Annotated in this window: 21 protein-coding genes and 2 tRNA genes; 11 read left to right on the forward strand and 12 right to left on the reverse strand. The window is 56.8% G+C overall.

Going from position 1 to position 24,125, the window contains the following annotated elements; genetic code table 11:
- The first annotated feature begins 3 nt into the window (after positions 1-3).
- The 3 genes from AC2TCY_RS07640 (at position 4) to AC2TCY_RS07650 (ending at position 2,996) form a co-directional block, all read left to right on the forward strand.
- On the forward strand, positions 4-957 hold the full coding sequence (locus AC2TCY_RS07640; protein ID WP_480846589.1) for an ABC transporter permease: 954 nt from the start codon (positions 4-6) through the stop codon (positions 955-957).
- A 20-nt stretch (positions 958-977) separates the two neighbouring features.
- Positions 978-1,967 carry a glycine betaine/L-proline ABC transporter substrate-binding protein ProX gene (gene proX / locus AC2TCY_RS07645; protein ID WP_480846590.1) on the forward strand — a complete coding sequence of 330 codons (990 nt, stop codon included), beginning with the start codon at positions 978-980 and terminating at the stop codon, positions 1,965-1,967.
- A 72-nt stretch (positions 1,968-2,039) separates the two neighbouring features.
- The gene (locus AC2TCY_RS07650) at positions 2,040-2,996 is read left to right on the forward strand and encodes a GlxA family transcriptional regulator (protein ID WP_480846591.1); all 957 of its coding nucleotides are present in this window, start codon (positions 2,040-2,042) and stop codon (positions 2,994-2,996) included.
- Positions 2,997-3,241: 245 nt separating this feature from the next.
- Here AC2TCY_RS07650 and AC2TCY_RS07655 read toward each other — a convergent pair whose 3' ends face one another.
- The gene (locus AC2TCY_RS07655; RefSeq protein WP_480846592.1) at positions 3,242-4,351 is read right to left on the reverse strand and encodes a mandelate racemase/muconate lactonizing enzyme family protein; all 1,110 of its coding nucleotides are present in this window, start codon (positions 4,349-4,351) and stop codon (positions 3,242-3,244) included.
- A 116-nt stretch (positions 4,352-4,467) separates the two neighbouring features.
- A complete protein-coding gene (locus AC2TCY_RS07660) occupies positions 4,468-4,674 on the reverse strand; it encodes a BCCT family transporter (protein ID WP_480846963.1) in 207 nt (68 codons plus the stop codon).
- Between the two features lie 609 nt (positions 4,675-5,283).
- Between AC2TCY_RS07660 and AC2TCY_RS07665 the strand changes: the two genes are divergently transcribed.
- The 4 genes from AC2TCY_RS07665 to AC2TCY_RS07680 all read left to right on the forward strand — a co-directional run bounded on the left by AC2TCY_RS07665 (position 5,284) and on the right by AC2TCY_RS07680 (position 9,857).
- Positions 5,284-6,408, forward strand: a complete 1,125-nt coding sequence (locus AC2TCY_RS07665; protein ID WP_480846594.1) for an extracellular solute-binding protein — start codon at positions 5,284-5,286, stop codon at positions 6,406-6,408.
- A 117-nt stretch (positions 6,409-6,525) separates the two neighbouring features.
- Positions 6,526-7,638: an ABC transporter ATP-binding protein gene (locus AC2TCY_RS07670; protein ID WP_480846596.1), complete on the forward strand. Its 1,113-nt coding sequence runs from the start codon at positions 6,526-6,528 to the stop codon at positions 7,636-7,638.
- A 12-nt stretch (positions 7,639-7,650) separates the two neighbouring features.
- Entirely contained in the window at positions 7,651-8,571 is a 921-nt protein-coding gene (locus tag AC2TCY_RS07675) for an ABC transporter permease (RefSeq protein ID WP_480846598.1), read from the forward strand.
- A complete protein-coding gene (locus AC2TCY_RS07680; protein WP_480846599.1) occupies positions 8,568-9,857 on the forward strand; it encodes an ABC transporter permease in 1,290 nt (429 codons plus the stop codon). Before AC2TCY_RS07675 ends, AC2TCY_RS07680 begins: the two co-directional genes overlap by 4 nt.
- Positions 9,858-10,171: 314 nt before the next feature.
- On the opposite strand, the gene AC2TCY_RS07685 is transcribed toward AC2TCY_RS07680, so the two are convergent.
- From AC2TCY_RS07685 to AC2TCY_RS07710, 6 genes are all read right to left on the reverse strand, one after another.
- Positions 10,172-10,246: transfer RNA gene (locus AC2TCY_RS07685), tRNA-Glu, on the reverse strand.
- Between the two features lie 24 nt (positions 10,247-10,270).
- A tRNA-Glu gene (locus tag AC2TCY_RS07690) sits at positions 10,271-10,345 on the reverse strand.
- A gap of 109 nt (positions 10,346-10,454) precedes the next feature.
- Positions 10,455-12,197 carry a single-stranded-DNA-specific exonuclease RecJ gene (gene recJ, locus AC2TCY_RS07695; RefSeq protein ID WP_480846601.1) on the reverse strand — a complete coding sequence of 581 codons (1,743 nt, stop codon included), beginning with the start codon at positions 12,195-12,197 and terminating at the stop codon, positions 10,455-10,457.
- 91 nt (positions 12,198-12,288) lie between these two features.
- Entirely contained in the window at positions 12,289-13,272 is a 984-nt protein-coding gene (gene glpX / locus AC2TCY_RS07700) for a class II fructose-bisphosphatase (RefSeq protein WP_480846602.1), read from the reverse strand.
- Positions 13,273-13,343: 71 nt separating this feature from the next.
- A complete protein-coding gene (locus AC2TCY_RS07705) occupies positions 13,344-14,630 on the reverse strand; it encodes a homoserine dehydrogenase (RefSeq protein WP_480846603.1) in 1,287 nt (428 codons plus the stop codon).
- Between the two features lie 130 nt (positions 14,631-14,760).
- On the reverse strand, positions 14,761-15,009 hold the full coding sequence (locus AC2TCY_RS07710; protein ID WP_480846605.1) for a hypothetical protein: 249 nt from the start codon (positions 15,007-15,009) through the stop codon (positions 14,761-14,763).
- A gap of 100 nt (positions 15,010-15,109) precedes the next feature.
- Here AC2TCY_RS07710 and AC2TCY_RS07715 point away from each other — a divergent pair, with 100 nt between their 5' ends.
- Complete coding sequence (locus AC2TCY_RS07715; protein ID WP_480846606.1) at positions 15,110-15,697, forward strand: TetR/AcrR family transcriptional regulator; 588 nt, start codon at positions 15,110-15,112, stop codon at positions 15,695-15,697.
- 21 nt (positions 15,698-15,718) lie between these two features.
- On the opposite strand, the gene AC2TCY_RS07720 is transcribed toward AC2TCY_RS07715, so the two are convergent.
- Positions 15,719-16,630: a pirin family protein gene (locus AC2TCY_RS07720; protein ID WP_480846607.1), complete on the reverse strand. Its 912-nt coding sequence runs from the start codon at positions 16,628-16,630 to the stop codon at positions 15,719-15,721.
- Between the two features lie 149 nt (positions 16,631-16,779).
- Here AC2TCY_RS07720 and AC2TCY_RS07725 point away from each other — a divergent pair, with 149 nt between their 5' ends.
- Entirely contained in the window at positions 16,780-17,250 is a 471-nt protein-coding gene (locus tag AC2TCY_RS07725; RefSeq protein ID WP_480846609.1) for a hypothetical protein, read from the forward strand.
- A 5-nt stretch (positions 17,251-17,255) separates the two neighbouring features.
- Here the strand turns inward: AC2TCY_RS07725 and AC2TCY_RS07730 are convergent, their stop codons facing one another.
- From AC2TCY_RS07730 to AC2TCY_RS07740, 3 genes are read right to left on the reverse strand one after another with little or no spacing between them, the layout of a single operon-like run.
- Positions 17,256-17,852, reverse strand: coding sequence for a TadE/TadG family type IV pilus assembly protein (locus AC2TCY_RS07730; protein ID WP_480846610.1), 597 nt, complete (start codon positions 17,850-17,852; stop codon positions 17,256-17,258).
- Positions 17,827-18,444, reverse strand: coding sequence for a TadE/TadG family type IV pilus assembly protein (locus AC2TCY_RS07735; RefSeq protein WP_480846612.1), 618 nt, complete (start codon positions 18,442-18,444; stop codon positions 17,827-17,829). Before AC2TCY_RS07735 ends, AC2TCY_RS07730 begins: the two co-directional genes overlap by 26 nt.
- Positions 18,441-20,147 (reverse strand): Tad domain-containing protein, encoded by a 1,707-nt coding sequence (locus AC2TCY_RS07740; protein WP_480846613.1) that lies wholly within the window; start codon positions 20,145-20,147, stop codon positions 18,441-18,443. The genes AC2TCY_RS07735 and AC2TCY_RS07740 overlap by 4 nt, the downstream gene beginning before the upstream one ends.
- A 423-nt stretch (positions 20,148-20,570) precedes the next feature.
- Here AC2TCY_RS07740 and AC2TCY_RS07745 point away from each other — a divergent pair, with 423 nt between their 5' ends.
- The gene (locus AC2TCY_RS07745; RefSeq protein WP_480846614.1) at positions 20,571-22,001 is read left to right on the forward strand and encodes a Glu/Leu/Phe/Val family dehydrogenase; all 1,431 of its coding nucleotides are present in this window, start codon (positions 20,571-20,573) and stop codon (positions 21,999-22,001) included.
- Between the two features lie 850 nt (positions 22,002-22,851).
- Positions 22,852-24,105 carry a sarcosine oxidase subunit beta family protein gene (locus tag AC2TCY_RS07750; protein WP_480846615.1) on the forward strand — a complete coding sequence of 418 codons (1,254 nt, stop codon included), beginning with the start codon at positions 22,852-22,854 and terminating at the stop codon, positions 24,103-24,105.
- Positions 24,106-24,125: the final 20 nt, after the last annotated feature.

Raw genomic sequence — 24,125 nt, forward strand, 5'->3', positions numbered from 1 at the left:
GACATGGCAGATACGGAATTCAACATTCTCGACCCATTTTCCTCGGTTGATCTGGGACTGGCTGAATCGGCCGACGGCGTGAAGCAATGGGCGATTTCAAATCGCGGGATCATCCAGCCGATCAAGAACTTCTTTAACGACCTGATTGTTGGCATCGACAACGGCCTGAACGCGGTGCCGCCGTTGATCATGCTGCTTTTGCTGGTACTTATCGCGTGGCAGGCCGCGGGCCGGCGGGTCGCTATTCTGGTGGCCATCAGTATGACTGTTCTGGGCTTTTTGTCGCCTAATGCCTGGGGCCTGGCGATGACGACGCTTGCGATCGTCATTTCGGCGGTGATCCTGTGTTTCCTCATCGGCCTGCCGCTTGGCATTCTAGCCGGCAAGAACGATCGGTTCGAAACCGCGATCCGCCCGATTCTGGATACGATGCAGACCATTCCAGCTTTCGTTTATCTGGTGCCGGTGGTCATGCTGATCGGGATCGGCAACGTTTCGGGCGTCATAGTGACGATCATCTTCGCGCTGCCGCCGCTGATCCGTCTGACATCGCTGGGTATTCGTGGTGTCAACGAATCCGTCGTCGAAGCTGCCCGCGCATTTGGGGCCAATCCCCGGCAGATCCTGTTCAAGGTCGAGCTTCCGCTGGCAACGCCCACCATTCTGGCGGGTGTCAATCAGACAATCATGCTGTCGCTGTCGATGGTCGTGATTGCCTCGATGATATCGGTCAAGGGTCTGGGTAACGAAGTGCTGCGCGCAATGGGTCGGTTGGATGCTGGCAAGGCGCTGGTTGGCGGTCTGGGTATCGTGATCCTGGCCATCGTACTTGACCGCATCACGCAGGGCATGGGGCAGTCCGGACGCGAGCGCGGACACCGCCATTGGTGGCAAATCGGCCCGGTGGGCGCGGTGATGCGCCTGTTCGGAAAAGCCGGAACTTCTTCAATCAACTGAACCCCAGGGAGGGAAACCAAATGTTCAAAACCAATGTGATCGCAACCATTGCGGCGACCACGATGCTGACCGGCGTCGCATTTGCAGACGATAATCCGGGCACGGGTGTAACAGTGCGCCCCGTGATGGCGCCCTCGGTCGAGGAAACGTTTCAGCATCGCATCCTGTTCTCGGCGCTGGAAGACTTGGGGTACGAAGTTGCTGACCCGCAGGAAGTTGAATACCAGACCATTCATCTGGCCTTGGGTACCGGTGATGGCGATTTTACTGCGGTACACTGGAACAAGCTGCATGATACATTCTTTCAGGAATCTGGCGGCGACGAGGTTCTGGAGAAAGTTGGAACCCTCATTGAAGGTGCTCTGCAGGGTTATCTGGTCAACAAGTCTGCCTATGATGCAGGCGTCCAGAATCTGGGTGACCTGAAAGACCCCGAAAAAGCCAAGCTGTTCGATGCGGATGGCGACGGTAAGGCCGATCTGGCTGGCTGCGTTCCGGGTTGGGGTTGTGAGCGCGTGATTGAACACCAACTGGACGAGTTCGGCCTGCGCGACTCGATTGGTCACAATCAGGGCTCCTACAACGCCATCATCGCGGACACGATTGCGCGCAACGCGGCAGGCGAAAACGTTCTGTACTACACTTGGACCCCATACTGGGTATCGGGCGCACTGGTGCCGGGCGAGGATGTGGAGTGGCTGGCCGTTCCCTACTCTTCGTTGCCGGATGGAGAGATCGCGGAAACCACCTTTGACGGTAAGGACCTGGGATTTGCGGTCGACAGCATCCGTGTTGTTGCCACGGATGATTTTCTGAACGCCAACCCCGCAGCCGCCAAGCTGTTCGAAATGGCAAAGATCGACATCAACGACATCTCGGCGCAGAACAAGATGGTGTCCGACGGCGAAGACAACTCGGACGACATCGACCGTCACGTCGAGGCCTGGATCGAGACCAACCGCGAGGCTTACGACAGCTGGCTTGATGCGGCGCGCGCTGCCGCTCAATAATGCTAACCAACAGCCAAACACTGATCTGCGCGGGCTGAGGCTCGCGCAGATTCATTCTGAGGAAGGGCGATCATGACCCAGACCCAAACACAGCATTACACCTTCATGCTGGTCGAGGAGTTTTCGCATCTGGCGTTCTCCTGCGCTGTCGAACCCCTGCGTATCGCTAATCTTGTTAGTGGGCGGGAATTGTATAAATGGTCCTTTGCCTCGGAAGCGGGTGAAAAGGCTATCTGTTCGAACGGGTCCGTGACACTGGTACATTCCACGTTCGATGATTTGCCCAAATGCAATCAGGTTTTTGTGTTATCAGGTATTCACATGCGCAATCACGTGTCGCGCACCTTACTCGGCAGTCTGCGCCGTGAACGCGCCAAGGGTACATCAATCGGTGCGCTGTGTTCCGGCGCGTGGGTGCTGGCCGAGGCAGGATTTCTGGACGGCATGCAGGTCGCGATCCACTGGGAATATCATGATGCCTTTATGGAGGCTTTCCCGGAAGTGAACCTTGTTCGCAGTGTTTTTGTTGCGGATGAAAAGCACGTCACGGCGTCGGGCGGCACAGCGACCGCCGATCTGATGCTGCATCTGATCGAGCGCAATCACGGCTATGACCTGTCGATCGCGGTGGCTGATCAGATGGTCTATAACGCGGTGCGCAATGCGACCGCCGAGCAGCGTGTGTCGCTTCAATCGCGAAACGGTATGCGGAACACTCATTTGGCGAAGGCGATTCAGATTATGCATGACCGCATCGACGAACCGGTCTCGCCGTCGGTCATCGCCGAGCAGATCGGGATTTCGACCAGGCAGCTTGAAAGACTGTTTGGTAAGTATTTGAACGCATCGCCGAAAAAGTACTTTATGGAAATGCGACTGGAGCGGGCCCGCAACCTGCTTATTCAGACTGAGGCGTCGGTAACTGATATCGCTTTTGCCTGCGGATTCGAAAGCGCAGGGCATTTTTCACGTGTTTACAGAGCGACGTTTGGCGTAACACCGATGCTTCAAAAGGGGCGACGCGATTGACTTGAAGAGTGCGGCGTACAGCATTGTCGACCAAAGAGTAAACGCCAATAACAGTGGCTGGGTCTTTGCGCCCATGGCGGCAACACGATGCCATTTCGGGACAGCGTCAAAAGGCTGGTTTTCGATGGTGTCTCGCGCCTCCAACTTGTGCAGAGACAGGCTTGACGAAACCGTGGCCTTATTGGGTACTAAGGCCACGAACGCGAGTGCAGTGGCTAAAGTCTCAAGCCGCTCTTTCCACCTGTTCAAAATGAGCCAATAGGCGGGCCAAATAGGGTTTCATCTGGCGTAACACCCAAACCTGGACCTGTCGGTCGCTGTATGTGCCCGCTCTTTATGGAGATACCGTGTTCAGGATCGTAGTTACTGTCGATGTATGGTGCGGCGAGCCAAACACCTTCGAGAAGATCGGGCCTGATCGTTGATCCGATTTGCGTGCAGGCTGCGGCAATGATGTCGCCGCCCCAGCTATCATCACAGGTGTGCGGCAGATTGCGCGCCTCACAAATGTCACGGAACGCACGCATGTTCTGCAGACCACCGATCCGCGTGACTTTCATACCGAACCCGTCAACAAGGCCAGTGCCGGCAGCCGAGATCACGGTGTTCAAGTCAATGCTGTTTTCGTCCATGTAGATTCCATGGCTGACCTGTTGCCGGATTTTCCTGAGATCTTCGACGGTATTGCATGGCTGCTCCATTATGAAAGGGATCTCCGGGCACTCGCGGCTGACCCGCAGCGCATCCCGAGTGGTCCAGCCACGATTGCCATCTACTGCCAACCGCATGCCAGAGCCGCCGACGGTTTCCCAAACCTTTCGGATCGTTTCGATGTCAATCTCGACCGGCCGTCCCCCAACCTTGACTTGCAGGCGTGGGTATCCTTCGGCCAATTTCTCACCCGCCAGCCGGGCTATGTCATCCGGTTCGCCAACGCCGGTGGCATAGTATGATGGTACCTGATCGGTCACAGCCCCGCCCAGTAAGTCGGCGACGCTGATGCCCAATGTCTTGCCGATCAAATCATGGGCTGCGATATCAAGGGCTGCTTTGGCATAGTTGTGCCCATTGAGCAGGCTGTTCATGGTGCGGTTCAGCGCTGCTGGCCAGACTTCCGTACCCACCAGCCCGGCAGCCAGAACTTTCAGCGCAGCACGGGCGCCTTCGGCATGTGCCTCGGCATATGTAGGACCAACAGGGCAGGTTTCCCCCCATCCGACTGTGCCATCGTGAGCAACCAGCTTGACCAGGGTTGTGTCCAATGCATAAACCGCGCCGCTTGCCATAGTGTAGGGGCCATTTTTGACGGGTAGGTCGTGTGCGTAAAGGTGGATTTCTTTGATTTTCAAGTTCATGCGTGATGCCTGCGAATTGATAGCGTTTTGGTTTTTCGTCTTTTCGGTTGGACGATTGCGACCTTTTTCTGACAAAGTCGCAAACGGATCGGGGCGTGATTGCGCGCCCCGAAAGTTCACTCTGCAGCAGCTGGTAGAACGCCGGCTTTTTCTGGTTTTCCGTCCCGATAGAGTGCTTTGGCTAGAGCGGCGCACATCAAGCCCATGACCATAGTAAAGGGCAGGGCGCTGATGACCGTTGTATTTCGCAATGCGTCCATCGGGTTGTTCTCGCCAGCGGCCAGAATCAGAGCCCCGGTGACAGCAGTCAGGCCAGACGCTATGGTTCAACACGTGACAGAGTTGTTATTTGGGCCTTGGCCATAACCTCGGGTCCTTTCACGGCTTATTTCGGGGCGCTTCCTTTCGGCAATCCCTGCCAGTGCACTGAATTGGTCGTTAGACCTTGGCGGTCGAGCATAATTGTCCAGAATGCGTCTGCTTCTAAACGACCGACATTATCGGCATCTTTTCCGCCCTCATCGAACCACTGCTCGTAGCTGCCATTGTCTTGCAATGGGATTTCACAGGTGTGGTCGGGACTGTTGGGAGAGGTGCACTGATTATGTCGTTGCAGAAGTCAGCCACAAATTTCAGCTAAGGTTTCTGTTTTTTTCGCCTTCGAAGATTCCTGGTTCATGTCGACTGGATTGCAGTCCGGGCATTTCGCAGGGCGGCAATTTCACTATATTTGTCAACGTTTGCTCGCTTTTCGGGAGGCTGATCGTGGCCAGTATCTATCCATCTGGCAATAGACTACGGGTGTCTTTCGACCAATCTGGACTTATTGAAAGCTTCCAACTGTCACTTTTGGACTGACAGTTCAGCGGGAAAGGTCTAGCCTGCGAATACCAAAACAAAAAATCAAAAATCCAACAACGGGAGAAACTACAATGGTAACACGAAAAGACTTATCACGGCGGACGTTATTGAAAGGTGCGGGAGCGGCTGCTTTGGCTGCGCCTTTGTATAGCAAGAGCGCGCTGGCCTCTTCGGGCGAGATCAACATTCTGATGTGGTCTGACTATCTGCCGCCTGCGTTTATTCAGGAATTCGAAACTCTTACCGGGATCAAGGTGAACTATACCGGTATTGGTTCGAACGAAGAAATCATCAACAAGATGAAGGCGACAAAGGGTCAGGGCTTTGACATTGTTTCGCCGACCAACAACCGCTCACTTCAGTGGGAGCCTCTGGAACTGCTGCAGCCGTTCGACATGAACAAGGTTCCGATTGATCTGGTGAACCCGGCGATGGCCAAGATCGGCACCGATGCCTGGGACTTTGGTGGCAGCGGTGCGCACTGGCTGCCGCATATCTGGGGTACCGAAGGCATCGCCTATCGCACCGACCTGTGGCTGCCCGAAGGGGACGCGCCGTCTTATGGCGATGTCTGGTCGGAAGAGAACGCCGGCAAGACCATGGGCCGTGCACATTCGATGATGCTGGGCGCAGGCCTTTACATGGAGCGTGCGGGCGAGATGGAGCCGGGCTCGGTCTGGGCTGCTTATGGCGACGAAGACACCATGCGCAAGGTCTGGGGCCAGATCACAGACTGGTGCGTCGAGCGCAAGAGCCGGATCAAGCTGATCTGGAACGACGCTGACACGCAGAAAAACGGTCTGCTGAACGAAGGTGTTGTTGTCGGTCAGACTTGGGATGGCCCACCGCTGGCGCTCAAGTCTGCGGGCGAACCCGTGCATTATCAGGCACCGGTCGAAGGCGCGATGGCCTGGGTCGACGGTATCTCGATGCCGACAGGTGCCGCGAATATCGATCAGGTCTACGCCTTCATCGACTTTGCGTATCAGGCCAAACCCGCCGGTGTCGCGATTGATAGCCACGGCTACAACTCGCCGGTTCTGGGTGCCGACCAGTATTCCGGTGACACCTACAAGAAGAACTTTGCCGAGGCCTATCCGGGTGACTCGCTGGCCAATCTGAACCCATGGCCCGCCGAGGCGCCGTGGTACGCGGAAACGCGGACTGAGTTCGTCAACAAATTCAAGAGCGCCTGATCGCCTTGACATCGGGCCCCTCGCGGATTGCGGGGGGCCAGTTTCCCGCACGCCGTCCCGGCGTGACGGATAGAAATGTGGCGTGGCCTCGGGCCGTGCTCCAGGGAGATACCAAAAATGAGTGCAGGGGTCGGCGTAGATCTGGAGAACCTGTGGATCCGTTTCGGTGATTTTGTCGCCGTGCGTGATGCGAACGTGAATATCAACGGGGGCGATTTCTTTTCGTTCCTTGGCCCCTCGGGATGTGGCAAGACCACGATCCTGCGCGCGGTGTCGGGCTTTTTGGAGCCCAGCGAAGGCAACGTCCTGATCGGTGGAAACAACATGAGAGGGATCGGACCGAACAAACGCCCGACCGCCCTGATCTTTCAGAATCTCGCGCTGTTTCCGCTGATGAAAGTCTGGGAAAACATTACCTTCTCGATGGAGATCAACGGCGCCAGCGCCGCCGAGCGCCGCAGGCGCGCCGATGAGTTGCTGGACATGATCGCGCTGCCCGACCAGGGCGACAAGCTGCCAAGCGAGCTTTCCGGTGGCCAACGCCAACGGGTCGCCATCGCGCGGGCGCTATGTGCCGAACCGGATGTGTTGCTGCTGGATGAACCGCTTTCGGCGCTGGACCTCAAATTGCGCCAGCATATGCGCACCGAGTTGCGCGAAATCCAGAAGCGCGTCGGCATCACGTTCATCTACATCACCCATGACCAGGGTGAGGCCCTGACCATGTCGGACAGTATCGCGGTGATGAAGGCGGGTGTGATCGATCAGATTGCTGATGGCAAGACCATCTACAACGACCCCGCCACTGCCTTTGCGGCCTCATTCGTGGGTGAAAACAACGTGTTCCGCGGCAAGATCAAGCAGGTCATGGGCAACGAGGCACTGATCTCGACCAACCGGTCGGGCGATCTGGTGGCGCGGATCTCCTCTGCCAATCAGGGCAAGATGCGCGAAGGTGACGATGCGATGATGTTCATCCGCCCCGAAGCTCTGGCGATTGCGCCGGACGGTGCGGCCGGAGATCATTTTGTCAGCGCCCGCGTGAACCACGAGGAATTTGAAGGCAACGTCTTCAACATCTTCACCGAAGGCGATGGCGGTAAAGAGATCAAGGTCTCGTTGCCTAACCATGGCCAATCCTTCGAGGATCACACCGGTCAGACCATCACGCTGGAATACGAGGCCCGCAACGCGGTTCTGGTTCCTGCGGGTGAACTGGCCGCGGAATAGGGGATCAGACACATGCCCCGCTTTCTGAAAGAATTCTTCAACCGAAACGGCATCGGCATGGGATCGGCGATCCTGGGTCTTGTCCTGTTCTGGACCATTGGCCTGATCATCCTGCCACAGCTGTCGATGCTGGACTTTTCCTTCCGTCCGAACCTGCCGCCGCCCGAGATCGGCGGGCCCAAGGACGTCTATACGCTGGAGAACTACAAATACCTCGTCTTCGGCCCCGAAGGCGGTGGTCAGGATTACAACACCGTCGATCTGCGGGTGTTCTTCCGCACGCTGCTCGCGGCGGTCTGCGTGACGATCTTCAACCTGATCATCTGCTACCCGATCGCCTATTACCTGGGTCAGACCAAGGGCAATCACATCCGCATCTTCGCGATCATGCTGATCATCCCTTACTGGATCAACGAGATCCTGCGGGCCTTTGCGCTGCGCATCATCTTTGGCGAGACCGGTGTGTTGAACACCCTGTTCATGGGACTGGGGATCTGGGATGTGCCGTTCGACTTCATCCGCAATGACATCGCGCTCTATGCCGGTCTGGGCTATGCCTATATCCTGCTGATGATCTTCCCGATGTACAACGTGATCGAAAGTCTGGACAAAAACCAGATCGAGGCCGCGCGGGATCTGGGTGCGCCCTGGTGGCGGATCCACTGGCGAGTGGTCATACCCTATGCCAAGCCGGGCATCAGCTCGGGGTGTACGATGGTGTTCATGCTGTCTGCCGGGGCGCTGGCCGCGCCGCAGATTCTGGGCGGACCATCGTCCTTGTGGTTCACGCAACTGATCTATCAGCAGTTCAACGACAACAATGATTGGCCGCAGGGGGCCGCCTATGCCATCGTGCTGCTGGTGACCTGTATCCTGTTCGTGCTGGCCGTGATGCGTCTGTTCAAGGTGAATATGGGGGATATCGGGAAATGAACAATTCCTTCCTCCGTATAAGCATCTGGGTCTACCTGGCGATCTTCTTCGCCTATCTGCTGGGCCCGCTGGTGATCATGTCGATCACCGCCTTCAACTCGTCCGGCTTCCCACGGATGAGCCCATGGGAATGTCTGACGTTCGAGTGGTTCGGCGAGCTGTTCCGGGATCAACGCATCCTGAACGGCATCAAGAACTCGGTGATTGTCGGGCTTGGAACGGTGGTCCTGTCGGTGGCGATGGGGCTGGCCGGAGCACTGATGCTGACTCAGATCTGGCCCAGGCTGCGCGCGACCTACTACACGATCATCATCGCGCCGATCCTGATCCCGGGCGTTGTTCTGGGTATCTCGACCCTGGTCTTCTGGGACCGGATCAACCGGATGCTGGGGCTGGGTGCGGACAGCTTCCTGTCAAACGGCATCTTCCTGACGGTGATCGGCCAATCCACCTTTATCGCCAGCTACTGCATGCTGGTTCTGGTGGCGCGGCTGCAGCGCTATGACATCGCGCTGACCGAGGCGGCGCTGGATCTGGGCGCGACCCATGCACAGGCGTTCCGCAAAATCCTGCTGCCGTTCATGCGTCCGGCGATCGCGTCAGCTGCGGTGCTGGCGTTCCTGGCATCGTTCGAGAACTACAACACCACCACCTTCACCTTCGGTGAATACCCGACGCTGACGATCGAACTGGCGCAGAAAGTGCGCTATGGCATCACGCCTGCGATCTCGGCCCTGGCCTTCATCATCGTGGCGTTGACCGTGTTCTTCGCCTTGCTGAACGAAGCCAAGCTGAAGCGTCAGGAACTGGTTGCAACGGCGCGCAAGAACGCCACCGTCGAAGAACTGGCGGGCAAGATCAAACTGCCCAGCTTCTTTGCCGGCAATATGGCAGCGGTTCTTGTGGTCGTGTTTGCAGTGGCGACGATCACCATTGTGGGCACTGCAACGGCCTATAACCCCGGCCAGTGCATCGCCAACGTTCGGGAGGAGAAGCGTCTGGAGGCGGAACAACGCATTCAGGAGCTGCGCCAACAGCGCGAAGAACGCAGGCAGCGCCGCTTTGAAGGTGTGTTCACACCGGATCAACTGCGCCCCGGCACCGAGGAAAAGGACACGCCTGCGCCGACAGAGTCCAACAACTCCGGCTTCGGCAACGTGTTCGCTCCAAACACCTTGGGTGGTGACAACGAAGAAAGCGCCCCGGACACCGATGAACAACCTTCAAACAACGGTGGCTTCGGTGGCGTCTTTGACCCCAACAGCTTGAAGAGTACGGATGAGTAGTTTTCTTCCCTAAAGTTGACAAAGCCCCGGTCTCAGGACCGGGGCTTTTTCTTGCTATGAAGACTGAACCAGACTGTCAGCATTGTTTAGGCCACCCGCCTGGTGCGCATCGGTCTACCGAAGCGATGTGCAAGCACGCGAACCTGAGTGCCGAGCGGACTGCAGTACAGGGCATCTGTGTCGACAAAACGGTAGCTGCTGAGCCAGAAAGACACGATATTCGCCAGACTAAGAAAAACGCGCCACGAATTGCGTATCCGCCGAGAGCGCCAAAGCTCAGAATGCAACGAAAATACAATAATTTACGAGGGAAGTGGTAGCCCGTAGGGGAATCGAACCCCTCTTTCCAGGTTGAAAACCTGGCGTCCTAACCGATAGACGAACGGGCCATTTGGGTCTGGCGCAAGCACAAGTGGTAGCCCGTAGGGGAATCGAACCCCTCTTTCCAGGTTGAAAACCTGGCGTCCTAACCGATAGACGAACGGGCCACGCTGGCTTGTGGAGGGCCTTTTACGGTTTACCTAGCACCCCCGCAAGCCGAAAAACGCAAGGCTGTGAAACTTTTTTGACCCTTTGCTTCTTGTGTGTGCAGGCCTGTCAATTTGCCTCGGCCGCGTCCTCAAGCCGAAGCTGTACTGTCTGCCTTCCACCCCAGGAATTCACCTCGAGCCGACCGGCAAAATGAAACCGGGAGCCGCCGTGATTGGCCAGACGGTTTCCCATCGGACCGTCAAAGGCGCCGAAGGCGATGGCGTCCAGGCCGCTGCTCATCCCATCGGTCAGAGAGAGCTTCAGATGCGACTCGCCCACCCGCTTGGCAAATCGAATTTGCAGATCCGGCAGAGCGTATCGTGGGGCAGGGGCGCCAGCGCCAAAAGGTCCAGCCTGTTCGATCTGCTCAATCAGTTCAACCGTCGCCGCGCCCGGCATCAAAGCTCCGTCAAGTTTCATGTCCGCGGGGCCTCGTTCGCCCGCGCCTTGCTTGGCCAGCAACTCGGACAGGCGGGCCATCGCGGGTTCCAACTGGTCGCGCATCACGGTCAGTCCAGCGGCCATCTTGTGGCCGCCACCCCGAACCAGCAGCCCCTCGGCCGCAAGTCTCTGGATTGACGCGCCCAGGTCAACGCCTGATACGGAGCGACCTGAACCTTTCCCTTCGTCTCCGTCGAAACCAATGACTATCGCCGGACGGTTGGCTGTCTCCTTAAGGCGCGACGCGACAATCCCGACCACGCCTGGGTGCCAGCCCTCACCAGCAGCCCAGACCAATGGGGCGTCCAGCCCGCGTTCTTCGGCCTGTTCCAGCGCGGCAGCGCGCACGGCGTTTTCAATATCCCGCCGCTCGGTATTCAGCGCGTCCAGCTTTTCGGACAGAGCCTGTGCCTCATGCAACGAGTCGGTGCTGAGGAGACGCGCGCCCAGATCGGCCTTACCAATCCGCCCGCCTGCATTCACGCGCGGGCCCAGCAAGAAACCCAGGTGATAGCTGTTGGGCGCTGTATCCATCCGCGCCACGTCTGACAATGCCACAAGACCCGGACGCTGGCGCTGAGCCATCACTTTAAGACCTTGCCGCACCAAGGCGCGGTTGGCCTCGATAAGCGGGGCAACATCGGCCACAGTGGCCAGCGCAACAAGATCCAGAAGGGTCAAAAGGTCAGGGCCTTTGATGCCGTCCTCGCGCAGTTGCCGCCCGGCTTCGACCAGCATTAGGAACACAACGCCAGCGGCACAGAGATAGCCCAGATCGCCGCTTTCATCCTGACGGTTCGGGTTCACCACGGCGACGCAATCGGGCAGGGTTTCCCCGCCAAGGTGGTGATCCAGGACAATGACGTCAGCGCCTTCGGCCGCCGCGATCGGTTCATGACTCAACGTACCGCAATCGACGCAGATGATCAGGTCATGGGCCTCTGCAAGTTCCTTCATGGCAGGGACGTTGGGCCCATACCCTTCGTCAATACGATCCGGCACATACAGCGTCGCCTGTATTCCCATCTGCCGTAGCCAGACCAGCAGCAAGGCTGCCGAGCTGCCGCCGTCGACGTCATAATCAGCGAATACTGCGATCCGTTGCCGCCCGCGTACGGCCTGCAGGAACCGCGAGGCAGCGGTTTCCATGTCTTTCATCGCGCGTGGGTCGGGTAACAGTTCTTTCAGCTTGGGGTCCAGAAACGCGCGCGCCTCCATCGCGGGTACGCCCCGTCGCGCCAGGATCTGACACACTGCGGGAGGTAGATCCGTCTGTTGCGCCATCATATCCGCCGCGCGTTCGATCTCGGGCGCAGGGCCAACCCAGCGCCGCCCTGTCAGGGATTGTTCAACACCCAGAAATGCCACGTCTCACCTCATGTACAAAGGCCGGACCCTTTCGGACCCGGCCTTTTCATCCTGTCACAAATATGCCCGCCAGAGACGGCGATGCAAGTCGTTATGCGTTGTCATGCGACCACATTGGGGTCCGATAGGACATCCGCCGTACCGACCCGGTCTTGGACCGCATCAGCAGCGTTGTCGTCTCGACCCAGCCCGGCTCGCGCTTGATGCGGGGCAGCAGCGAACCACCGGTCACACCTGTCGCTGCGAAAATTACGTCTGCCGTTACCATCTCATCGCGTGAATAGACGCGGTCAAGATCGGTGATACCGGCTTTGGTGGCGCGGCCGCGTTCGTCATCGTTACGGAACAGCAGGCGGCCAAAGATCTGCCCGCCCATGCATTTCAGAGCAGCTGCGGCCAGAACGCCCTCGGGCGCGCCGCCTTGACCCATATACATATCAATGCCGGTCACTTCGCTTTCGGCGCAGTGCATGACGCCGGCCACGTCACCATCGGTGATCAGACGGATCGAGGCACCGGTATCGCGCACTTCGGCGATCATTGCTTCGTGACGCGGGCGCTCCAGAATACAGACAGTGATGTCAGCGGGATCACAATCCTTGGCTTTTGCCAGAGCTTCGACACGTTCGTGCGGGGTCATTTCGAGATTGACGACACCTTCAGGAAAACCCGGTCCGACGGCCAGTTTATCCATGTAGACGTCTGGCGCGTGTAGCATCGAACCGCGCGGGCCCATGGCGATAACGGTCAGCGCGTTGGGCATATCCTTGGCTGTCAGGGTCGTGCCTTCCAGCGGGTCCAGCGCGATGTCCACACCAGGGCCTTTGCCCGTACCGACCTCTTCGCCGATGTAAAGCATTGGGGCTTCGTCGCGTTCACCTTCGCCGATAACGACTACGCCGGCGATGTCCAGCAGGTTCAGCTGTTCGCGCATTGCGTTTACGGCTGCCTGATCAGCGGCCTTCTCATCGCCGCGGCCAACCAGCGAGGCCGAGGCCAGTGCGGCCTGTTCCGCCACCCTTGCCAGCCCCAGAGACAGCAGACGGTCATTAAAATCGATCTTGGCAGCGTTCATATTCCGTAATCCTTTGGTCAGCGAAGACGTTCATTCCGGCATAACCTGCCCGTATGGCAGGCCGCAAGGGCTCAGACTTGTTCGATGCGCAGGGCGACGGGTTCTCCGGCGACCACATCCGTGTCGCGAAGCCCGTCCAGCGCGTGATCCAGGGTCGAGCGCGTGGTTTTGTGGGTTACGATCAGCACGGGCGCGGTGCTCTCCGTGTGGCCGTATTGGCGCATCCGATCGATAGATACACCTGCATCCCCCAAAATCGCCGCCACCTTGGCCAACGCGCCGGGTTTGTCCAGCAAGCCCAACCGCAAATAGTAGGGGGCAGGCAAACCGGTCTGTGCTGGTGGAGCGTCCTGAAGGGATGCGGCGGGTCGCCCGAAAGTTGGAATTTGCAAGCCACGCGCCAAGTCACAGACGTCGCCCATGACGGCACTGGCAGTTGGGCCTTCACCCGCGCCAGGGCCGCGCAGAACGATCTGCTCAACCGAGTCGCCTTCGATCACCACCATATTGGTGCCACCTTCAAGCTGCCCCAGAGGCGAGTCGCTGGGCACCAGACAAGGCTGCATCCGCTGCTCCAACCCACGCGCGGTACGCTGTGCCACGCCCAACAGTTTGATGCGGTAGCCCATATCGGCGGCCTGATGAATGTCGTCCAGGCTGATGTGCTGGATGCCTTCGATCTGGATTCCATCAAAATTCGGCTTGGTTCCGAACGCGATAGACGACAGCAGGGCCAGCTTGTGTGCTGCATCGATGCCGCCAACGTCGAGATTCGGGTCAGCTTCAAGATACCCAAGCTGCGCGCATTCCTCGAACAGAGCGTTGTATCCCAGTTCCTGTGACTGCATCCGGGTCAGGATATAGTTGCAGGTGCCGTTCATTACGCCCATCACGCGGGTGATGTCATTGCCTGCCAGACCTTCGGTCAAAGATTTGATCACGGGGATACCACCGGCGACGGCGGCCTCGAACCGGATGACGCGCCCTGCAGCCTCGGCCTGTTCGGCCAATTCCTGACCGTGGATGGCCAGCAGTGCCTTATTCGCAGTGACCACGTCTTTGCCACTGGACAGCGCGGCCTCTACCGAAGCTTTCGCTGGGCCATTCTCACCGCCCATCAGCTCGACGAAGACGTCGATATCGTCGCGTTTGGCCAGTGCGACAGGATCAGTCTCCCACGCGTAATCGGAAAGATTGATGCCTCGGTCTTTATTTGGATCACGCGCCGACACGGCAACGATTTCTATTGTGCGTCCGGTACGGGCTTGCAGCAGATCGGCATGGCGGCGAACAATTCGAACCACACCTACACCAACGGTTCCCAAACCCGCAATTCCAAGCCGCAGCGCCTGTGTCATTCTGTGGGGTCCTTTCCGCTCGTATGTGCCGAATAAGGCTAGTTGCCCTTTGTCGGGTGCCTTAGCGGGTTCGAGACTTGGGTGCAATCCGTCTGGGGTGCGTTACCACCGGGTTTTCGGCGTACCGCTCTTAATTAGTCTGAGCGTTCTGCAACGCTTTGGCTTTGTTGGCCAGCGCCTCACTGCGATCAGTCAGGTCTTTTTCAACTTCTTCAGCTTCGCTGAGAGGGTCAACTGGCGGGCCCAGGGTGCCATCAAGCGGGATAAGTTCGGGGTAGGGCGCTTTGCGCAACGAAGGCGCCTCGCTGCCTTCCAACTCGGGAATGTCAGTGCACGCGGCACAGATAACCAGCAATGGGATCAATAGCAGAGGCTTCATCACGAGCTTTCGAGTTGTGACCTGTGATCCGTGATGCACCTTTTGCACTTGCGGTTCAAGCGGGGTTCTATCTGAACATCTGTTCATATACAGTGAGTCCATGGCGCGTACTCAGGGTTCACATTCCGATATCACCGGCCCCCGCATCCGCGAGGCGGCGCTTTCTTTGTTTGCCCGGCAGGGGTATGCCGCTGTTTCCATGCGACAAATCGCAAGCGAAGTCGGCGTGCAGGCCGGTGCGCTGTACAATTACACTCCGGATAAGCAGAGCCTTCTGTTTCGCCTGATGCAGAACCATATGCAGGATCTGTTGGCAGCTTATGAGGACCTGGACGGTCAAAAAGACCCGCAGGATGCTCTGCGCCAGTTTGTGAGCTTCCACATCCGCTATCACCTGCAGCGCCCTGACGAAGTGTTTATCGCATATATGGAACTGCGAAACCTGAAACCCGAAAACTTCGCCGAGATCGAAGCGTTGCGCCGCCGTTACGAAGACTCGTTGGAGGACATTCTGCGCCAGGGTCAGCAGACCGGGCAGTTTTCAGTCGCTGACACCAAGATCGCCACTTTGGCGGTCATCGCCATGCTGAACGGTGTCATGACCTGGTATCGATCCGGAGGGCGATTGTCTTTGGACGAAGTTGAGCAGGTCTATTGGGATATGGTGCGCAAATCCGTCACCGCCTGACCGGCAAACGGTGACGATGGTTTAATGTGCGGGACGTATGAACGTGCCATTGCGAAGTTCGCGAAATGCTTGTTCAAGCTCGGTTCGCGTATTCATGACGATCGGGCCGTGCCAGGCCACAGGCTCGTTTATTGGGGCGCCCGAAATCAATAGGAAACGAACGCCTTCGGGCCCGGCTTGTACCGTGATTTCGTCCCCGGTTCCAAAGCGAACCAGCGTCCGGTCGCCGGACATGTCGCGGATGTTGACCTCTTGCCCGGCGATCTCCTTCTCCAAAAGCACACCAGTCGGTTGCGACGCATCCGCAAATGCTGCCTGACCCTGAAAAATATAGGCGAAGGCACGGCGATAGGTATCTATCCGGATAGTCTTTTTCACTCCCGCAGGGATCTGAACATCCAGATACTGAGGATCCGCCGCAATACCGTCAACCGGCCCGGACTTCCCCCAGAATTTCCCGACGATAACGCGGACGGTGGTGCCATCATCATCCGTGACGACAGGAATGTCGGCGCTTTGAACGTCCTGATAGCGAGGGGCGGTCATCTTTTGATCAGACGGCAAGTTACCCCACAACTGAAACCCGTGCATCTGGCCGGTTGCATTCCCATTGGGCATCTCCTGATGCAGAATACCTGACCCCGCAGTCATCCATTGCACATCACCGGCCCCCAGACTGCCGTGATTGCCCAGCGAGTCGCTGTGGTCCACAGTGCCAGACAATACATAGGTGATCGTTTCGATGCCCCGATGCGGGTGCCACGGGAACCCGGCCTGATAATCCTCGGGCCGATCGTTTCTGAAATCATCGAACAACAAAAACGGATCCAGCTCGGACGGATCCTGAAACCCGAACGCGCGATGCAGTTTCACGCCTGCACCTTCCATTGTTGGTACGGCCTGGCGGGTTTCCAGTGTCGGTCTTAGGGACATAACGGCCTCCTGTTTGTCTGGCCGCAATCTATGGCATAGGCAGGTCCGATCAATTTGCGCAAATACACCGGCCTTGTGCAAAGGCGCTCAGACCTCTGTCCTTCGGTCGGCAAAGCGGCTAAGGGAAGAGCGCAATTCGGGAGAGTTTTATGAAAGAAGACGTGCTCGCCAGAGTGGAGGCCTCGACCCCCCGGCGATGGACCGGGGTAGGGATGCTGGCCACTGTTGGAACCCTGGTGATCTATGTCGCTCTGGCGGCGCCGCCGGCATTAGGATGGCAGGTATTTCTGATCGGTGTAGGGGTCGCGTCGTTTTGGCTGGCGCAACGTATGTGGCTGGCCACGCAGGACGCCATTGAACTGACAAAGATCGAGCTACGCACCCGATCCGGTCACGTGATATGCGCCGTCGCGGATATCGAAACCGTCGAGCGCGGCGTTTTCGCGTTCAAACCTTCTAACGGGTTTTTGGTGACGACCCGCACGGCGGGGGCCAAAGCGTGGGCCCCTGGGCTATGGTGGCGCGTGGGGCGTCGAGTTGGTGTTGGCGGCATGACAGCCGCCGCCGAAACCAAATTCATGTCCGAGATTCTGTCGGCGATGTTGGCCGAAAAGGGGTAAGCCTGTCAGCAGGGATCTGATGCGACAATGTTGTCGAAAACCCGAGGGTGTGTGAACACAAAATTGCTCATTGTGAAATCGTCGATCCCGAAGCTGATATTGAACGGTGCGCGGTACTCGTTTGTGGTTTCTACAACGATCATCTTGCCGAAATTGGGCATGGTGGGAAGGCGATCCTTGATGGCCGTAACATCCGCATTCGTCCACTCATTAAATTCTGTACCACGAACACAAGACCACAGAACGTCGTGACTTTTCGAAGCATCCAGATAGGTCAGATACGAAACGCGCATGGACGCCGGGGAGCGCGTCGCGACGATGGCCTCGATCAGATCAAACATCGTGTCGACATACGTCGCGTTCACCATGTTACGCTCGCGCGAAATAACATCTGCTACAGCGAAGGCGGCTTTGATACTGCGGGAACTTTGCCGATAACTGTCGTAAAACGTGTATGACGCGAAAACCGACCAGAACAGCAACGGTAAAATCAATACCGATTCAACTGTGATAATGCCATGTTCCTGGCGAAAAAAGCGTTTGAGAAAGGACCTGCCTTCACGTTTGTTCGCGTGATCAGTTTGTCGCAACTGGTGTGCCACCTGTGGACCCTCCTGCTGGTACGCTCGTCGATCCTCCGAACGGTTCGTGGACAAACACCGTTGTTGCGTGCAGTTCCCACTGACCATCGGGATTTGCACTCGCAAGTTCACCGATCATCGTGAAGCCCCAAACCGGTGCTATTTCAAGACAAGCCCGGATGATCATCAACTCATTCGAGGTGCCTCGGTCAAAATCAACCAGTGCCGGGTCCCGGATATCTACCGGAGTATCCACACAGTAGGGATCAGCCGCGAGCTGGTTTCCGACGCGCGGGTCCACCGACTTCATTTCCAAGGCCAGGTTGGTCGAGCAATCGTCCACAAAATGCGTCCTGGTACAAACCATCGTTTTTAACAGGTCATGCGACCACTCGGTTTCACCTGCAGGCAGGCGGTTCAGGCGGACTTCTCGGATCGTTTCGTCCAGTGCACGCTCTAGGTTCGCATGGTTGAAGGAAAGTAATCCTAAATCGATTCCCGACCAGGCGACCCAAACGAAAAAGGGGAACCAGAACAAAAACTCGATCGTCGACGTGCTTCCGTCTTCGTTGCGACGAAACCTGTGAAACCGTTTCTTAAACGATCCGATCATTGGGTCAGCCTCAGGTTCTGAATGGTCGAACTGATCGAGTCAAACACACCAACGATCTGTGCACCGGTCGCCTCGTAGTAACGCCCATCTTCCACGGCGCAATCCTTGAGCATCTGTTTCACGCCGTAGGGTGCCTCAAAGGCGACGGAGAAGATGAGTACTTCTTGTTCTTCTGCTTTGGCGCAAAGCGATTTCACGCGCGGATCCTTGTTCCACTGGCGTAGTTCGGTCGTGGAATCGGCGTCAAATGTGGATGCGTAAGTGGAACCAAACGCATGCCGAAGCATGTTGTAGATTGCGCCTTTCTCGGTGTGGGCCCAGACATCTGGCCAGTCCAAGCGCTCCACAGAATCGCCGCCCACCGGGTGTTTGATGGTCGTGTTTTTGTCCATACTCTGGCACTGGTTATCATAATAACTGGTGCATTCGTACCGGATATAGTCTGTCCCGTTGGTATGCGCATTATCCTGATAATAATCTCTGGTCCAGCGGCTGTCATCATCCAGCTGAATGGTTATCGGCACGTTTGGCCAGGTCCAGCGATTGTTGTCCTCGTCACGGATTGAATACGTGCCTTCACCTTCATTCCAATAGATCATCGACGCGCCGGCATTGTAAGGAGGGTTCACCTTGTGCTGCCGAGTGTTTTCCCCGTCGGTCATAAGCACCAGTACTTTAAGGGTATCCGAGGTTTTATTGCGTCCTGGACGGGTTGCAAACTCGGTCGGAATGGGGGAGCCACTCTGTTGCAGTTGCGCGATCAGCGGCTGAATGCTGTCGTCCAATAGGGTCAGGCCCCATTTCAGGCCCACATCGATGGATGTCCAGCCACTGGCTTTCATATTGGTGATCTTGTTTTTCAGCGTATCGGCATCCTTTTGTAGGATTGCCATTTCACGCTGGTCGGTCGATGTTTCTTTACGGCAAATATTGCTGCTGACCAGCCTGTCTCTGGATCTGTAGTCGCGGCTGTTATTGTCTCTAAAATGAAGCGTTTGGTTGAGATTGCTGCCCTTGCGGATAATGGTGCCACTATCAGGATCGACGATGTCATAGGAATCGAAATCCATTGTCAAGAAATGGGCGCTTTCGAAATCTATACAATTGGCTACTTCATTCGCGCCGACTGTGTTCAGCGCATTCATAAAGAATGTAGGGACTGAGACCTGTTCGGAATAGGGAATGATCGAAATGGATAGCTTCCCGTCCTCGGATTTCTCGGTCATTTCGTCAATGAAGTCGTTGGCTGCCTTTTGGAGGTTGGTAAGTTTGGTGCCTTCCATGGAACCAGAGACATCCAGAACCAGTGAAATCTCAACATTACCGATGGATTCTTCTGCGACACTGGTAGCCGTGGTGCCCAGCGAGTCGACACCGCTCCACTGCATGAAATGCGTCGGGATATCCATTTCGGCACTGGCCTCGACCCGGCGTTTACCCTGCAATTGGACCGCTGCCGCGCCACATGTTTCCGGATCAACCTTGATTTCGCCAACGATAAACTGGTCGAGGTTCTCTTTGCTCAGGTAGTCCATGACCACGTCTCGGGGGCACAGGTCCTGATCCAAGTCGGCTGCCGCCAGCACGGCGCGATCCAGGGCGTATTGCAGTCTTACTCTTTCGCGGTCGTACCGCATCATGTCTACGGCAAATCCCGCCGCGATAAATACAATAATAAACAGAAACAGCGCCAGAACCGTCATAGAGCCTTCGTCCGAGGCCGCAAACCTTTGGAGGTGCCGCGAGTATGGGTGTGTGCGACGCGAACTAAAAAATTTTGACTTCCAATCAGAGTTATTCATAACGCATTCCTCTGTCGACCGGGTCTTCCGGAACCAGTTCTCTGCAAGGTTAATAAATTAGCCGTGGATCATGGCGAGATTTGGGCGCGAACGTCACTATACTGCTCTTTTTGCGCAATAATCGGCTTTATTGATATTGGTTATTGGTCATTTGTTTCGATTGAATTGACAATCGCGGCCTTTGAAAACCCAGACGACTCACTTAATCGACCGAAACGGGTTATTCATAAAATGATGAAAAAAAGTGCAGTTGTGGTTGCGGCTTCCAATCAGCGGTGCGACAAAAAGTCATGACAAATGTCATTCGCCGACTCGGAGGACTTTATGACCGGCATCAAAGAACCTAGCTTTCGCGAAAGTGTTGATCTGATGTTCAACAGGGCAGCGTCCCTGATGGACCTGCCGCCGGGCCTCGAGGAAAAGATCCGGGTTTGTAACGCGACCTACACGGTGCGTTTCGGTGTGAGGCTGCGAGGGCAGATCCACACGTTCACCGGATACCGATCGGTTCATTCCGAACATATGGAGCCGGTCAAGGGCGGTATCCGTTTTGCGCTTGCCGTGAACCAGGATGAGGTCGAGGCGCTGGCAGCCCTGATGACCTATAAATGTGCGCTGGTCGAAACTCCGTTTGGCGGCTCAAAGGGTGGATTGTGCATTGATCCGCGGCAATACGAAGAACACGAGATGGAGCAGATCACTCGTCGGTTTGCCTATGAACTGGCCAAGCGCGACCTGATCAACCCGTCTCAGAACGTGCCCGCTCCGGATATGGGGACGGGTGAGCGCGAGATGGCCTGGATCGCCGACCAATATGCGCGCATGAACACGACCGATATCAACTCGCGGGCCTGTGTGACCGGCAAGCCGCTGAATGCTGGCGGGATCGCTGGCCGGGTCGAAGCCACAGGCCGGGGCATTCAATACGCGTTGCGGGAATTTTTCCGTCATCCGGAGGATATCAAAAAAGCGGGATTGTCCGGCAAGCTTGATGGAAAACGGATCGTTGTTCAGGGATTGGGTAACGTGGGGTATCACGCCGCAAAGTTCCTGAGCGAGGAAGACGGCTCCCGCATCATCGGGATCATTGAGTGGGACGGTGCCCTTTACAATCCGGATGGCATTGATGTCGAGGCCGTGCGCCAATGGATCGTCAAACATGGCGGGGTAAAGGACTATCCTGACGCGACGCATTCGGCGGACGGCGCTTCTGTCCTCGAATCGGAATGTGACATTCTGATCCCTGCGGCTCTGGAGGGAGTTATAAACCTGACCAATGCAGAGCGGATCAAGGCTCCGTTGATAATCGAGGCAGCGAATGGCCCGGTCACCGCGGGTGCAGACGAAGTGTTGCGCAAAAAAGGTACGGTGATCATCCCCGATATGTATGCCAACGCCGGTGGTGTGACGGTGTCCTATTTCGAATGGGTCAAGAACCTCAGTCACATTCGCTTTGGCCGCATGCAGCGCCGTCAGGAAGAGGCGCGGCATGAATTGATTGTCAGCGAACTGCAACGTCTGGATCGCTATCTGGGCGATGCCTGGTCGATGTCGCCGAACTTCAAAGCCAAGTACCTAAAGGGTGCGGATGAACTGGAGTTGGTGCGCTCGGGTCTCGATGACACGATGCGGATCGCCTACCAATCCATGAGCGAGGTTTGGCATGCTCGCGCAGACGTCGAAGATCTGCGCACGGCCGCATACATAGTCGCCATCGATCGGGTTGCGAAAAGTTATCGCGCCAAGGGTCTCTGACCATTCGTAAATCGGGCAGTCGGGCTATTACCATTGGTCCGACTGCCCAAGATCTGCGTATGCATCATAACGTTGCAGAAGAACCCAAGATGATGAATTTTCCCCAAACTTCGGCGGCCATTTTGGCCGCCCTTTCGTTTCTGGTTGGGGCGTAACAGTTGATGGCCCTGCGATATACTAGGGCGGCACTATACTAGGGCGGCACTGTCCTGGAGGGAGATGAGGAGTTTTCCACCAGCCGTGCATTTATACGCGGAGGTGCCATCAACAGGTTTGAAGACGGCTCCTTTGCCGGTGTTTTAGTCGGCTACGGCGACTGTCCCTAAGTTTCCTGGTTGCTTGGAATTCAACCTTGGGAAGATACTCGCGACATTCGCATAAGCGTTCCATTGCGATGAGTGCTTTCCAATGGCTCAGACGTTTTCGTCTCACCCAATTGCATTGGTACTAAAAAAGTGGTGCTCGCGCGTCCCGTGGGTTTACCTACGGCGTGTTTACGGGGCCGTTGAACCCGAACCTTCAGATTGGTCGGGCATTAGGCGTTTTCTCGACGCAGTTTATTCCAAACCCCGGTATGTCATTGACGGCCTTCGCGGGTGCTGAATTTAACGATGGATTGACCCTGAAAAATGAGGCAGGCCGCGAGATTAGCCAGCAGGGCTATGACACGGTACCGAAACCTGGCGTGGCGTTTCAGCTTCGATTCCCGCCCTTCTGAAAATTCGTAATTCGGGTGGATTTCGTCGCGCAGAGACAAGTCTGAGTCGAAAACAGATGCGGAACGGTTTTGGGACGTTGCTACTGCTGGTCAGAGTTGGTTTGATGCCGACATACCTGCAGGGAGGTTTGAATGCGTTTTTCCGGCTTGCGTGTCCTCAAAGAAGGCCTGACCGGCAACAAAGGTTGGACGCCACACTGGCGTGACCCCGAGCCGAAACCCGAATATGACATCGTCATTATCGGCGGCGGCGGCCATGGTCTGAGCACGGCGTACTATCTGGCCAAGGAGCATGGGCTGACAAATGTAGCTGTTCTGGAGAAAGGTTACATTGGCGGCGGCAATGTCGGGCGCAATACGACCATCGTCCGGGCAAACTATTTTTTGCAAGGAAACTCAGAGTTCTATTCGCATTCGTTGAAGTTATGGGAAGGTCTGGAAGAAGACCTGAACTATAACGTGATGCATTCGCAGCGGGGGATCATCAACCTGTTCCACTCGGACGGCCAGCGCGATGCGGCGGCACGTCGGGGCAACATGATGATCAGCCAGGGCGATGACGCCATCCTGCTGGGCCGTGATGAGCTGCGTGAGATGCTGCCCTATCTGAATTTCAACGACCTGCGGTTTCCACTGTATGGCGGGCTTTACCACCCGCGCGGTGGAACGGCGCGCCACGACGCGGTGGCCTGGGGCTTCGCGCGCGGGGCGGACCAGCGCGGCGTTGATCTAATTCAGAACTGCGAAGTGACAGGAATTGATATCGAAAACGGCGTCGTGCGCGGTGTGCAAACATCTCGCGGTGCGATCCGGGCCAAGAAAGTTGCGATGGTTGTCGCGGGACGATCGGGACAGGTCGCATCTATGGCCGGGATGCGTTTGCCGATCGAAAGTCATGTGCTGCAAGCGTTTGTGACTGAAGGTCTCAAACCTTGCCTCGATCATGTGGTGACCTTTGGCATGGGGCATTTCTATATCAGTCAGTCCGACAAGGGCGGTCTGGTATTTGGCGGCGATCTGGACTTCTATGCCTCATACGCGGCGAGGGGTAACCTGCCCACCGTGGAAAACGTGATGGAGGCCGGAATGGCCCTGATGCCGATGATCGGCAAAGCGCGCGTGCTTCGGTCGTGGGGCGGGATCATGGATATGTCGCCCGATGGCTCTCCGATCATCGATAAAACGGATATAGACGGGCTCTACCTGAACTGCGGCTGGAATTACGGTGGGTTCAAGGCGGTTCCCGGATCAGGAAATGTGTTCGCCCACCTGATTGCGACTGAACAGTATCACGAGAACGCCACGGGCTTCCGTCTGGATCGTTTCCGTACCGGGCGGGGGATTATTGATGAAGAGGGCAAGGGCTCTCAGCACAATCTGCATTGAGGTGGGGCGATGTCGGGTTT

Source organism: Ruegeria sp. HKCCD7181 (assembly GCF_057221055.1).